A 13,023-nucleotide genomic window follows, 5' to 3' on the forward strand; every position below is an offset into this window, starting at 1 on the left:
TTTCGAAGAATAATAATGGTAATGAGAAACGTTCTTTGTTACATTTTCACGCTTTTTTGACATAAGCGGTCAATTTTGGGGCGTTGCCCCGTGTGATATCAAAGGGAGGGGGAGTTCGGATGGCGAGCAATAACAAGGGTCAATTCAAGGTCAATGCCTTGGCAGCACTGGTCGCAACGGTCGCCTGCCATGGCGCAGCCTGGGCCGCGGATGCCCCGGCCAAGGCCGAGCAGGGCGCCACCATCGAACTGCAGAATTCGATGGTCACCGGCGAAGCACCCGAAGGGGAGCAAACCGTTGGCTATCAGGTGAAAAACAGCACAGCCGGCACCAAGACCAGCACACCGCTGTCGGAAACCCCGCGCTCGGTGTCAGTGGTGACACGCCAGCGCATTCAGGATCAGGGCTCGCAAACCCTGACCGACATTCTCGGTTATGTCCCCGGCATCTTCGCCCCGCCATTCGCCGTCGGCGACGGACTCGCCGGCGACCTGTTCTCCATTCGCGGCTACAACGCCACTGACTACGGTTACGGCCTGCTCAAGGACGGCCTGCGTCTGCAAGGCAACCGCTACGACACCACCACCGAACCCTATGGCCTGGAGCGCACCGAAGTGTTCCGCGGCCCGAGCTCGATCCTCTACGGCGAAAACGCACCGGGCGGGCTGGTCAACCTGGTCAGCAAACGCCCGACCGAAACCGCCCAGGGCGAAGCCAAATTCACCTACGGCAGCAACAACCGCCGCCAGCTGTCCCTCGACGTCTCCGGCCCGCTGACCGACGACAACCGCGTCCTCGGCCGCGTGGTCATGCTCGGCCGCAACGCCGACACCCAAGTGGATTCAGTACCGGACGACCGCATTTATATCGCGCCGTCGATGACCTTCAACTTCGACGAAGACACCGCGCTGACCCTGCTCTCGTCCTACCAACGCGACCGCACCAAGCTGCTGCTCGGCTACCCCGCCGCAGGCACCTTGCTGAACAACGTCAACGGCAAGATCGGCAAGGACCAGTTCAACGGCAACCCGAACTGGGACGACTTCGAGCGCGAAACCTGGACCCTGGGTTACGAGTTCAAGCACCAGCTCAACGACACCTGGCAGTTCCGCCAGAACTCACGGTTCATGGAATCGCGTCTGGACCGTCACGAGACCTGGCCGAATAACCTGAACAACGCCGGTTTCGGCAGCACCCTGACCAGCACCGCGTACGATCGCGACAACAAGTCGATCACCTACTCGCTGGACAACCAGTTCGAGGGGAGCTTCACCTCCGGCGCACTGGAAAACACCGTGTTGCTGGGCGCGAGCTACGACCGCACCTCGTTCAATCAGGACTGGGCGGCCGGCAACGGCGGCACGTTCAACGCCTTCAACCCGGTGTTCCCGTCGGGTAAGCCGCGCATGCTCGCCACCGTGCAGAACTCGCAGCTGGACCAGCAGATGTACGGCGTTTACGGTCAGTTGCAGAGCAAGTACGACAACTGGATCTACCTGCTGGGCGGTCGTCAGGACTTCGTCAACAGCCAGTACCGCAACCGCGCCGGCACTACCAGTGGTGCTGCGGACCTGGACGGCTGGGATCATCGTTTCAGCTGGCAGACGGGTTTGATGTACCAGTTCGAGAACGGTATTTCCCCGTACGTGAGTTACTCGACGGCGTTCACCCCGGTGCAGCAGTCGTCGCAACCAAACGGCGAGCTGCTTGATCCGATTCTCAGTGAGCAGTACGAGGTGGGCCTGAAGTACGAGCCCGCTGGCTGGAACACAACGTTCAGCGCGGCGGTGTTTGACCTGACCAAGACCCATGACGTGATCGCCGGTTCGAACGGGTTCAGCCGTCAGATCGGCAAGAGCGAGTCGAAGGGCGTGGAGCTTGAGGTCAACAGTGACGTGACCAAGAACCTGAGCCTGACGGCGTCGTACACCTACACCGATGCGCGGGTGACGAAGGACAGTCCGGGTTCGTTGTACGAGGATCATCAGTTGACCGGCATACCGCGTAATCAGGCGAGTACGTGGGCGACGTATCGGTTCCTGGATGGTCCGATGAGCGGTTTCCATGTGGGTGGCGGGGTGCGTTATTTCGATAATACGTTCGCGTATACCGCACCGACGCTGTACGGGAAGTTGAAGACGGGTGATGTGACGCTGGTGGATGCGTTGGTGGGGTATGACATCGATAAGCATTGGTCGGTGGATGTGAATGCGAAGAATCTGTTCGACAAGGAGTATGTGAGCGGCTGCAATAACGCGGGTCGGTGTTATTGGGGCGAAGAGCGTACGGTGCTGGGCACTGTGGCGTTCCGCTGGTGATTTGCCAGTCATGGCATCGCTAAAATCAAAGGCGTCTGCCTGGGGGCAGACTGTTTCGCCTTCGGCGACTTACTTTTGAAAAGCACCAAAAGTAAGCAAAAGTGCCTGCTCCTGGTTGGGCCCGACTTCGTCGGGTTCCTTCACTCCGGTCCCGCTCCGTGGGCCCGCTGCCATCCGCCATCCATGGCGGGGGCAGCTCTCGCCGCATCCATGCGGCTCGGCCCACTCCGCGAGACCTCCGTTCAGCCTGCACCCAAGTCGCGATGGGTGTCGTCTGGACTCCCTGCGTATGAAGATCAAAAGCAACGGCAACGGCCTACCGGCTGAAGCCGGTCCCTCAGTCGAGGTCGCCGCGATGCTTGCTGACTGCACGCGCTGCTTTTAGTGGGGCCGGCTTCAGCCGGGAAGGCGTCGGCAGTCACACGGCGAGATTGATGGCGACCTTGCTGATCATTGAATACAGCCCTCACCGGTTGTATCCATCTAACAGTCGAGGTGGCCGCGACGCTTGCTGACTGCACGCGCTGCTTTTAGTGGGACCGGCTTTAGCCGGGAAGGCGTCGGCAGTCACACGGCGAGATTGATGGCGACCTTGCTGGTCATTGAGCTGCGGCCCGACGCCCGATCTATGGAAGCTTGCCGCCTGAATTGCACTTTTTGGCCGTGAGCCGTTCTGACCTTGGCCGGGACGCGGCGATTCACGCGGCGTCCAGTTCGTTGAAGCTTGGGATTGATGCTCGCCGTGTTCACTGTTTTTTCCGTTTGCCGACGCCTTCACCCGCTGTTTGCCCTGTGCATTTTTGGGCTCGGCGCGGCAGGTTGTACCCGCCAGGACGGTCAGGATGTCGCCACGCAGTTCAGCGAGACGCGCCCCCAGGAGTTTTTCCAGACCAGCGTGGACCGCATGGCGACACTGGCCATGCGCGATAACCTCGACAGCCTCTATCTGCTGATGAACAAGCTTTACCTGCGCAACCCTGGTGAGTGGCGCAAGTCCGGCTTTGTCGACGCCGCCGCCGCAGAGCGCAACGTGCGCGAGGCCATTGAGCAGCGAAAGCCGTTGCCGCAGCTGGGCACCCGGCGCGACCTTGCGGCACTGAGCTACGCCCTGAGCCCGGACTTTCTCGGCGATCGCGTGGGCGCCTTCATTTATGCCATTGGCAGCATGCTGGTCACGGCCCACGGCGGGCGCTTTGAATTCTTCATGACCGACCAGATCAACCCGACCTTCGTCAGCAACGCCGCGCGCAATATCGAGAAGGCGACCTGGCTGCTGAGCCAGCGCCAGAACGCCAATGGCGAGCTGTTGCTGTTCTCCAACGAGATTTCGGAGGAGGGCAGCAACCTCAGCTTCGCCACTGAATTTGGCAAGATCGTGGCGCGCCTTGATCTGCTCACCCAGATGCTCGACGAGCGATATAGACGCATCGGCTTGAATTACGCCCAGAGCCTGCTGTTCCTGAACTTCCTGCCGGTGCAGTGACGCCCCGCTGCGCGGTGAAAAAACCTTTCCGCAGCCCCTCATCCTTGTCGACTTCCGGTCGATAGCTCATCAGGAGTACGCAAAACAATTACAAAATATTTGGCATGGGGTCGACGATGTTTAAAACAGTGCAGGCGCGCTACACGGTCATATTTGTGGCCTTGATTGTGGTGATCGCGGTGATCACCGAGCAGGGCATCGTGCATCTGGTCACGCCCAAGGTCCGCGCGACACAGGAGCAGGTGGTGCTGGGTCAGGTTGACCAGATCGGTACGCGCATCCTCTCGGACCTGGCCCGCGTCGAGGCCCAGTCCCGGGCGATCACCCAGGCGGTGCCGCTGCTGGACAGCGATGGCATCGACAAAGTGTTGCCAGGGCTGGTCGATCAATATGGCGATCAGAAAGTCTTTGGTGGCGGCGTCTGGCCGATGCCGGACAAGCGCACCCCGGGGCGCAACAAGCACAGCTCGTTTGTCCACCGCGACGGCAGCGGCCAGTTGGTGGTGAGCACGTTCTGGAACTCCGACCCTGCACCCAACTACTGGGAACAGCCGTGGCACCGTGCCGGGCAGAACGCACCCAAAGGCAAATGCGCCTGGGCCGCTGCCTATCAGGACGAAGCCAGCCCGCAGCCGCGCACCAACTGCGCGATGGGCATCTACAAAGACGGCGCGCTTTACGGCGTTTCGACCATCGACGTTACCCTGGGCTTCTTCAACGGCCTGATCCAGGAGAAGGAAAAAGACATTCAGGGTCAGGTGATGATCGTCGAGCGTGACGGCAAGATCCTCACCAACCAGAGCCGCATCCCCGGCGAAATCATCCTCAAGAACATTTCCGGCTTCAGCGGCCAGTCGATGTTCGCCAAGGCCATTCAGGAGGGGCTGGGCAAGATCTCCGGCGACGCTGTCTATTCCCAGGAATACATTGACCCGCAACTGGGTGACCTGACCTTCTTCCTGCGACCGGTCGCGGGCACGCCGTGGGTCATCGCCACGTCGCTGCCGACGGCCATGCTCACCGCCAGCAGCACCGAAGTGCTGAAGACCCTGGGCTGGTTGCAGATTCCACTGGTCATTCTGCTGCTGGTGGTGCTGGGCTTCGCCTTCCACCGTCTGCTGGCACGCCTGACCGTGCTGCGCACCAACATCGACGCGCTGTCTTCGGGCGAAGCCGACCTGACCCGCCGTATTCCCATCAAGGGCCAGGACGAACTGGACGCTGTCGGCCATTCGGTCAACAAGTTCATCGCCTTCCAGCAAGCCATGATTGTCGAGGTGCGCAGCGGCACTGAGCAGATCTCGGCCGGGCTGGTGCAGTTGCAGGATCAGTCGCGCAACATCAACCAGATCCTTAACCGTCACGCCTCGGAAACCGATCAGGCCGTGACCGCGATCAACGAAATGAGCGCCACCGCCGACAGCGTCGCCGAGAGCGCGACGCAGACGGCGAGCTTTACTCAATCGGCGAACGATGCCGCCCAGCGTTCCCGTGACGTCGTCGACGAAGCGTCGGTCAGCGTGCGGGCGTTGGTGGCGGAGGTGGAAGACGCTACTAAATACGTGCAGGAAATGCAGGTTGACGCCAAACGCATCACTGACGTGCTCGGGGTCATCGGCGGCATCGCCCAGCAAACCAACCTGCTGGCCCTGAACGCAGCCATCGAAGCCGCGCGGGCGGGCGAGCAGGGCCGAGGCTTTGCGGTGGTGGCCGATGAGGTGCGGGCGCTGGCCGGTCGCACTCAGCAGAGCACGTCGGAGATCAATGAGATGCTCGCGCGGCTGGAGCAGGGCGTGAGCACCGCCGTGGGCGCCATGGAAAAAACCAAGGTCAGCTGCCAGTCGACCGCGGACCGCACGTCGCGGGTCAACGAAGGCCTGGATGGCATGGCCGGTTCGGTGCTGCGCATCCATGACCTGAGCGCGCACATTGCAACCGCGGCAGAGGAGCAAAGCGCGGTGACCGAGGAGATCAACCAGAACATGATCGCCATTCGGCACATGGTCGGTGAACTGGTGGGCTGTGGTCAGCAGACCGACACCAGCGTTGACGCGCTGATGGCCTCCAACGAGCGGCTGGTGGCGATGATCGATCGCTTCAAGGTTCGCTAACCGGCGATTCATTCACTCGCGCAAAACAAAGCCGGAGCCCATCAAGCTCCGGCTTTTTCGTTGCGCGGCAAAGATTTCCCTGCTCAGTAGCTGTCGCCGCGAATGTAATCCTGCATCTGCTGTATCAACTTGGCCTGTTCGGCAATGGCCGCCTTGACCAGGTCGCCGATGGATAACAGGCCGATCAGCCGGCCTTCGTCCACCACCGGCAAATGGCGCAGCCGGCGGTCGGTCATGATGTTCATGCAGTGCTCGACCGTGTGCTGCGAACCCACGGTCAGCACCTCGTGGGTCATGATGTCACTGACCGGCGTGCCGACCGAGGCGCGGCCCTTGAGCTCCATCTTGCGGGCGTAGTCCCGCTCGCTGACGATGCCGACCACCTTGCCGGCCCGGACCACGGGCACGGCGCCGATGTTTTTCTCGGCCATCAATTTGATCGCCTCGATGACCATCTGTTCGGGCCCGACGGTATGGACGTCAGCGTGGTGTGAGTCTTTCAACTTCAGTAGTTCGGCTACGGTCGTCATGCTGGCCTCTCCGGCGCGTTTCTTGTGAGCACGGCCCGTCTGGCCGTGCATAGAGAATCGTCGAGAGATGGCATTCCGGCAAGTTTGAAAGCGCCATGCAGCGCCCCAAACGCGCCATGCCGGCGTGGGGAGTCGATGCGGGAAAGATCAGACAGGCCCGTCAGAGGGCTTGCGCCGGGGGCGGGAGATCACCGATTCGATGTTCTTGCGTCCGATCAGCAGCGGGCTTTTGGCTTTGCGCGAGGCCGGCATGTCGGCCAGCCATTTGTACATCACCAGGCAATCCACCAGCCCGAGCCGGGCATGGCGGTAAGCGCGGGGCAGGCGACCCACCACCTCGAAACCGAGTTTCTGCCAGAGCGCGACGGCGACGTCGTTGGTGGCGACGACGGAGTTGAACTGCATGGCCGAGAAGCCGCTGTCCAGCGCCAGTTGCTGGGAGTGCTCGCACATCAGGCGCGCGACGCCACGACCCCGCGCGGCCGGGCTGACCATGTAGCCGCAATTGCTAACATGACCGCCAGGGCCGGCGGCGTTGGCCTTGAGGTAAAAGCTGCCCAGCAATATGCCGTCTTCTTCGGCGATCAGCGTGTGCAGCGGGTATTCCAGCCACAGGTGCCGCGCTTGCTCGACGGTCAGGTCGGGGGCGTAGGCGTAGGTTTCCTGGGCCAGAACGACAGCCTGAAAGGTGGGCCAGAAGACCGCGAAGTCATCGGCGGTCATGGGGCGGATGTGGATCATGGGTCAGTTCCGGAATTTCGGGGAGATGCAGGTCTTACGAACAATGTGGTTCATGTGGGAGTGACCGGGGTGGCGCTCCACCTTGCTCACGAAGGCGGTTTCACTACCGCCAGATATGCGTTGGCCGATCGGACCTCTTCGTGAGCAAGCTCACTCCCACAGGGTGGTGCGGTGTGGCGCCTGAAGTATGACCACAGGCGGATACAGTGTTATGAAACAACCCGATAGCAGGGCACATACGCCGCGCCGCCCGGCAGTTTCATCCGGTGCTGCTCAACGAACGCCTGTAGCAGCTTGTCCAGCGGCTGCATCACTTCCGCGTCGCCGTGGATTTCATACGGGCCGTGTTCCTCGATCAGGCGAATGCCCTTGTCCTTGACGTTCCCCGCCACAATCCCGGAGAACGCGCGGCGCAGGTTGGCCGCCAGTTCGTGGGGCGGCAGGTCGCGACGCAGTTGCAGGCTGGCCATGTTGGCGTGGGTCGGCTCGAACGGACGCTGGAAGCTCTCTTCGATCTTCAGCAGCCAGTTGAAGTGAAACGCGTCAGCGCGGTCGCGGCGGAACTGGCGCACCGAAGCAAGGCCCAGGGTCATCTGCCGCGCCACTTCCGACGGGTTGTCGATGATGATCTGGTAATGCTTGTGCGCTTCTTCGCCCAGCGTGGCGCTGACGAACGCGTGCAATTGCTCCAGGTACGGCGCGGTGCTTTTCGGGCCGGTCAGGATGACCGGGAACGGCAGGTCCTGGTTGTCGGGGTGCATGAGGATGCCGAGCAGGTAGAGGAATTCCTCCGCCGTGCCTGCGCCACCCGGGAAAATGATGATGCCGTGGCCGACACGGACGAAGGCTTCCAGGCGCTTTTCGATGTCCGGCAAGATCACCAGTTCGTTGACGATCGGGTTCGGCGCTTCGGCCGCGATGATGCCCGGCTCGGTCAGGCCCAGGTAACGGCCGCCGGTGATGCGCTGCTTGGCGTGGGCAATGGTCGCGCCCTTCATCGGACCTTTCATCACGCCGGGGCCGCAACCGGTGCAGATGTCCAGCTTGCGCAGCCCCAGTTCGTGGCCGACTTTCTTGGTGTATTTGTATTCTTCGGTGTTGATCGAGTGGCCGCCCCAGCACACCACCATCTTCGGTTCGACGCCGGGGCGCAGGGTGCGGGCATTGCGCAGCAGGTGGAAAACGTAATCGGTGATGCCCTGGGAGCTGCTCAGGTCAATGCGCTGGCTGTCGAGCTCGCTCTCGGTGTAGACGATGTCGCGCAGGGCGCTGAAGAGCATTTCCCGGGTGCTGGCGATCATCTCGCCGTCGACGAAGGCGTCGGCCGGGGCGTTCAGCAGTTCGAGGCGCACGCCACGGTCTTGCTGGTGGATGCGCACTTCGAAGTCCTGATAGGCCTCTAAGATGGTTTTCGCGTTATCGACATGGGCGCCGGTGTTGAGGATGGCCAGGGCGCACTGGCGGAACAGGGTGTAGATGCTGCCGGAGCCTGCGGCACTGAGCTGTTGGACTTCACGTTGCGACAGGGTTTCCAGGCTGCCTTTCGGGCTGACCGAAGCGTTGATGACGTGTCTTGGAGCCATGCTTGATTCCTTGAAAGCGGTGCCGGCCGCCGCGAGGGGGCAGGGCACGAATACAGTGAACGTCCGGGACGCTCACCCATGGGGCCATTTTTTACATCGGTTGGTCAGGAAAGCAAACGTTGTGAGCGCGAATCTGGAAATTTCCCGTGACCCCGGTATGCTGCATGTCGACGCCCAGACCCATCGGCCTTCCCGACGCTATGATCTTCAACTTCACGATTTTTCTCCTCACCCTTGTCGCCATGGAAGGTGTCGGCTTTCTCGCCCACAAGTACGTCATGCACGGCTGGGGCTGGTGCCTGCACAAGTCCCACCACGAAGAACACCTCGGCGCGTTCGAAACCAACGATATTTATCTGCTGGCGCTGGGCATGGTGGCGGTCGCGCTGATCGTTGCCGGCAACAGCGGCCACGACCCGCTGCAATGGGTGGGCGCCGGCGTCGCGGCGTTCGGCCTGATCTACGTCCTGGTTCACGACGGCATGGTCCATCGCCACTGGCCTGCGCGACCACGGCCACGCAGTCGCTACCTAAAACGCCTCTACCACGCGCACTTGATGCACCATGCGGTGAAAGGCCGACGCAACAGCGTGTCGTTTGGCTTCCTTTACGCGCCCTCGGCGGCCACGCTGAAAAAGCAGCTGCGCGATCAGCGCTCTGCTGCAGGCTGCGGGCGCTGCCGGGATCTGGGCGGGATGGGCACGGATTTGCAGAACGGTTGAACGGGGCCCGCGCCGAACCTGTCATTAATTTCACGTGGGTCACGCTGTTCATCGTCGTGTTGCTGTCGTAGAACTGACGGTCAGTCGTCTCACGCTGTTAATCCAACCGAATTTCTTATCCGGAGAACCCCATGACTCAGGCATCGACACAGGCAACGGGCAAGACCATCACGTTCAAGCGCCCGGACGGCAAAGAGTTGAGTGGCTATCTGGCCAGCCCGGCCAAGACCGAAGGCGCACCCGCCGTGGTGGTGATTCAGGAATGGTGGGGCCTGAACGATCAGATCCGTGGCGTGGCTGATCGGCTGGCGGCGTGCGGTTATCTGGCGCTGGTGCCCGATCTTTACCGTGGCGAAATGACGGTCGAGGAAGAAGAAGCCCACCATTTGATGGACAAACTCGACTTCGCCGATGCCGCCAACCAGGACATCCGCGGCGCCGTGCAGTACCTCAAGGGCCACAGCCAGAAAGTCGGTGTCACCGGTTTCTGCATGGGCGGCGCACTGACCCTGCTGGCGCTGAACTTCATCCCCGAGCTGTCCGCCGGTGTGGCCTTCTACGGCATGCCGCCGCTGGAATTCCTTGACCCTGCCGCGATCAAGGTGCCGGTGATGGCGCATTGGGGCACCCAGGATGAATTCTTCCCGGCGGACGGCGTCGATCAGCTCGAAGCCAAACTCAGCGAAGGCGGCGTTGACGTCGAATTCCACCGCTACCTGGCCCACCACGCCTTCGCCAACGAAGAAGCCGTCGGCCCTGGCCGGATTCCGGGCACGCAGTACGATCCGGTCTGGGCGCAACTGGCCATGGACCGCACGCTGACGTTCTTCGGCCGCACATTGTGGGGCTGAGCCAGGCGTTAGGCGCGGGCATCAGCCGGCGCTGAAACCGCCGTCCACTGTCAGGGTCACGCCGTTGATCATGCCCGCGTCGTCGCTGAGTAAAAAGGCGATGGTCGCGGCGATTTCCCCGGGCTGAACGAAGCGGCCCAGGGGAATCCGCGACAGCATCGCGCCGGCCTTCTCCGGGTCGCTCCAGGCCTTGTCCGCCATCGGCGTCAACGTCACCACCGGGTTGACGCTGTTCACCCGTATTCCGTGGGGCCCTAGCTCGATCGCCATGACCCGGGTCATGGCATCCAGCGCGGCTTTCGACGCGCAATACGCCAGATGGTCCCGTGTACCGACCGCGGCCGCGAGGCTTGAGACGTTGACGATGGCGCCCGGCACACCGCGGGCGATCAGGTCGCGGGCGACGATTTGCGCCACGACCATGGGTGCCCGGGTGTTCACCGTCATCAGGTGATCGAAAGTCTCGACCGATGTGTCGAGAAATGATTCCAGCTCGACCACCCCCGCGCAGTTGACCAACAGGTCGATGGGCAGCACCGAGGCCACGGCCGCGCGGGTGGCGTCGACGTCGGCCAGGTCCGCCACCGCTGAGTGTGCGCAATAGGCCAGATCCTTCGGATTGCGCCCCATGGCGATCACCTCTGCACCGCATCGCTCCAGCCACTGCACGGTTTCCCGGCCAATGCCCTTGCCTGCGCCGGTGACCAGAATCCGCTTGCCGGCAAAGTCATGATGGGCCATCGCGATCGCTCCAGAAGGTAAGGTAGGACCGGCTTTAGCCGGGAAGCCGACAGTCGTCATAAGGAGTTGTCATCGAGCAGTTGCCGGGCCGCGCTTTCGTCGATGACCAGCTCGTGGACGACATTGCGCAGCAGCACCGCGCGAATGATGTCGGCCTTGTATGGCCCGCCAGAGACCAGCACGACTTTTTTGATTCGCCGCAGATCTTCAAGGTCCAGGGAGACGGCGCGACGGTTCAGCGGGTGATCGACTTCGATGCCGTCGCGGTCCAGCCAGCGGCCGAGCAGGTCACCGACGGCACCGGCGGCACGCAGCGAGCGCGCGTCCTCATCGTTGACCAGCCCCAGTTCCAGCATCAGCGAACGCTCGCTTAAATCACCGACGGTGAGCAACGCCAGGTCGGCTTGCCGCGCCTTGCCGAGCACGGCTTGCACCGAGGCTTCTTCGAGATACATGTCGCGGTATTGCTCGGAAGGTGCGAACACCGGCGCGGCGAGGTAGTACCAGGAACCGCCAAACAGCCCGGCAAAACTTGAGGCGATCTCCACCGTGTTGTTGGCCGAGCCGTAATGCAGGCCGCCGAGCAGCGACAGCACGGTCAGGTTCGGCAACGCCCGCGCCGACAGTTCACGCACGGCCTGGCGCAGGGTGCGGCCCCAACCCACGGCGACGATGCTGCCGTCGACGAGGTATTCCTCGATGCTTGGCGCGATGCCGACGCCGAGCACACGGAAGATGCTCGACGGATCGTCCGGCGAGGGCACGACGGTGACGCGACGCAGGCCGAAGCGGTTCTGCAGATGCTCTTCCAGTTCGATGCAGGCCGCCAGCGGTGAGGTGATGCGAATCTGCACGACCCCGGTTTCCCGGCAGGTCGCCAGGGCCTTGTTGACCCGTACGCGGGTGATGCCCAGCCGGTCGGCGATCTGCTGCTGGGTCATGCTGTTGACGTAGTAGGACCAGGCAATGCGGATATTGAGCTGATCCTCGGCGTTCACCGGTTCGGTGGTGAAGGGGGTGTCCGGGTAAAGATTCTGCACGGCGGTGTCCTTACTGTGGCCGGTAAAGCGGGGCGTCTATTTCACGGCGCCCATGGTCAGCCCTTGTACCAGATGCTTGGAGACCATCAACGCGAAAATGATCACCGGGAGCACGATCAGTGTGCCGGTGGCCATGATCTCGCCCCAGGGCAAGTCGTAGCCGCTCATGAAACTGGTGGCGGTTACCGGCGCGGTGCGGGCGGTATTGCGCGTCAGCACCAGCGCATAGAGCAGCTCGTTCCAGGAAAAGATGAACGAGAAGATCGCCGACACCGCCACCCCCGGCATGGCCAGGGGCAGGGCGATGCGCCAGAAGATGGTGAAGCGTGACGCGCCGGACAGCCGCGCAGCTTCGTCCAGGTCCTTCGGCACGCCACGAAACTGGTCGGTGCAGATCCACACGACGATGGGCAGGTTGAAGGTCAGGTAGATCAGGATCAGCACCAGATGGGTGTCGATCAGGCCCATGTTGCGCGCCATCAGGAAGATCGGCAGCGCCACGACAATCGGACTGAGCATGCGGTTGGTGATGAACCAGAACCACAGGTCTTCCTTCCCCTTGAATTCGAACCGCGCCAGGGCGTAGGCCGCCGGCGTGCCGAGGCCCACAGCGAGCACCGTGGTGCAGACCGCGACGATCAGCGAGTTGCCAAGGCTGTGCAGCACGTCGCGCTCGAACAGCACTTTTACGTAGTTATCCAGGTGTGGCGTGAACGCCCAGATCGGCGGCGAGGCGAGGGCTTCGGCCTGGGTCTTGAGGCTGGTGGCGACCATCCAGTAGAACGGAAACACCGCGAACAGGAAGATCGCCAGCAGGCCGACCAGATGCCAGGCATTGACCCTTTTGCGTGGGCGAGCGAAAGCGGGAGCGGCCGGGTGTTTTGCAGCGGATACGGTGGCCAT

11 protein-coding genes are annotated in these 13,023 nt (G+C 62.2%); 5 read left to right on the top strand and 6 right to left on the bottom strand.

Going from position 1 to position 13,023, the window contains the following annotated elements; genetic code table 11:
• Nucleotides 1-260: 260 nt before the first annotated feature.
• The 3 genes from JN403_RS14840 to JN403_RS14850 all read left to right on the top strand — a co-directional run bounded on the left by JN403_RS14840 (nt 261) and on the right by JN403_RS14850 (nt 5,912).
• Complete coding sequence (locus JN403_RS14840) at nt 261-2,318, top strand: TonB-dependent siderophore receptor (RefSeq protein ID WP_240356988.1); 2,058 nt, start codon at nt 261-263, stop codon at nt 2,316-2,318.
• Nucleotides 2,319-3,099: 781 nt separating this feature from the next.
• A complete protein-coding gene (locus tag JN403_RS14845; RefSeq protein ID WP_205487351.1) occupies nt 3,100-3,801 on the top strand; it encodes a hypothetical protein in 702 nt (233 codons plus the stop codon).
• Nucleotides 3,802-3,917: 116 nt separating this feature from the next.
• Entirely contained in the window at nt 3,918-5,912 is a 1,995-nt protein-coding gene (locus JN403_RS14850; RefSeq protein WP_122534804.1) for a methyl-accepting chemotaxis protein, read from the top strand.
• An 83-nt stretch (nt 5,913-5,995) separates the two neighbouring features.
• Here JN403_RS14850 and JN403_RS14855 read toward each other — a convergent pair whose 3' ends face one another.
• From JN403_RS14855 to ppnN, 3 genes are all read right to left on the bottom strand, one after another.
• Nucleotides 5,996-6,442 (bottom strand): CBS domain-containing protein, encoded by a 447-nt coding sequence (locus JN403_RS14855; protein ID WP_122534595.1) that lies wholly within the window; start codon nt 6,440-6,442, stop codon nt 5,996-5,998.
• 147 nt (nt 6,443-6,589) lie between these two features.
• Nucleotides 6,590-7,183, bottom strand: coding sequence for an N-acetyltransferase (locus JN403_RS14860; protein WP_205482977.1), 594 nt, complete (start codon nt 7,181-7,183; stop codon nt 6,590-6,592).
• 209 nt (nt 7,184-7,392) lie between these two features.
• Nucleotides 7,393-8,766 (bottom strand): nucleotide 5'-monophosphate nucleosidase PpnN, encoded by a 1,374-nt coding sequence (gene ppnN, locus JN403_RS14865; protein WP_205482979.1) that lies wholly within the window; start codon nt 8,764-8,766, stop codon nt 7,393-7,395.
• Between the two features lie 200 nt (nt 8,767-8,966).
• Between ppnN and JN403_RS14870 the strand changes: the two genes are divergently transcribed.
• Together JN403_RS14870 and JN403_RS14875 are read left to right on the top strand one after the other, a co-directional pair.
• Nucleotides 8,967-9,488: a sterol desaturase family protein gene (locus JN403_RS14870; protein ID WP_205487361.1), complete on the top strand. Its 522-nt coding sequence runs from the start codon at nt 8,967-8,969 to the stop codon at nt 9,486-9,488.
• A gap of 131 nt (nt 9,489-9,619) precedes the next feature.
• Complete coding sequence (locus JN403_RS14875; RefSeq protein ID WP_122534598.1) at nt 9,620-10,339, top strand: dienelactone hydrolase family protein; 720 nt, start codon at nt 9,620-9,622, stop codon at nt 10,337-10,339.
• 21 nt (nt 10,340-10,360) lie between these two features.
• Here the strand turns inward: JN403_RS14875 and JN403_RS14880 are convergent, their stop codons facing one another.
• Genes JN403_RS14880 through JN403_RS14890 form a run of 3 tightly spaced genes read right to left on the bottom strand, consistent with a single transcriptional unit; the run spans nt 10,361 to nt 13,023 of the window.
• Nucleotides 10,361-11,080, bottom strand: a complete 720-nt coding sequence (locus JN403_RS14880) for an SDR family oxidoreductase (protein WP_205482981.1) — start codon at nt 11,078-11,080, stop codon at nt 10,361-10,363.
• 56 nt (nt 11,081-11,136) lie between these two features.
• A complete protein-coding gene (locus JN403_RS14885; RefSeq protein ID WP_205482983.1) occupies nt 11,137-12,120 on the bottom strand; it encodes a sugar-binding transcriptional regulator in 984 nt (327 codons plus the stop codon).
• Between the two features lie 36 nt (nt 12,121-12,156).
• Nucleotides 12,157-13,023, bottom strand: coding sequence for a carbohydrate ABC transporter permease (locus JN403_RS14890; RefSeq protein WP_205482986.1), 867 nt, complete (start codon nt 13,021-13,023; stop codon nt 12,157-12,159).

Origin of the sequence: Pseudomonas sp. 15A4 (assembly GCF_016925575.1) — a bacterium.
Taxonomy (GTDB): Bacteria; Pseudomonadota; Gammaproteobacteria; order Pseudomonadales; family Pseudomonadaceae; genus Aquipseudomonas.

Coding starts and splice junctions, on each gene's coding strand:
- JN403_RS14840 (WP_240356988.1), top strand. CDS start 261: ATGGTCACCGGCGAAGCACCCGAAGGGGAGCAAACCGTTGGCTATCAG.
- JN403_RS14850 (WP_122534804.1), top strand. CDS start 3,918: ATGTTTAAAACAGTGCAGGCGCGCTACACGGTCATATTTGTGGCCTTG.
- JN403_RS14855 (WP_122534595.1), bottom strand. CDS start 6,442: ATGACGACCGTAGCCGAACTACTGAAGTTGAAAGACTCACACCACGCT.
- JN403_RS14860 (WP_205482977.1), bottom strand. CDS start 7,183: ATGATCCACATCCGCCCCATGACCGCCGATGACTTCGCGGTCTTCTGG.
- ppnN (WP_205482979.1), bottom strand. CDS start 8,766: ATGGCTCCAAGACACGTCATCAACGCTTCGGTCAGCCCGAAAGGCAGC.
- JN403_RS14870 (WP_205487361.1), top strand. CDS start 8,967: ATGATCTTCAACTTCACGATTTTTCTCCTCACCCTTGTCGCCATGGAA.
- JN403_RS14875 (WP_122534598.1), top strand. CDS start 9,620: ATGACTCAGGCATCGACACAGGCAACGGGCAAGACCATCACGTTCAAG.
- JN403_RS14880 (WP_205482981.1), bottom strand. CDS start 11,080: ATGGCCCATCATGACTTTGCCGGCAAGCGGATTCTGGTCACCGGCGCA.
- JN403_RS14890 (WP_205482986.1), bottom strand. CDS start 13,023: ATGGCCACCGTATCCGCTGCAAAACACCCGGCCGCTCCCGCTTTCGCT.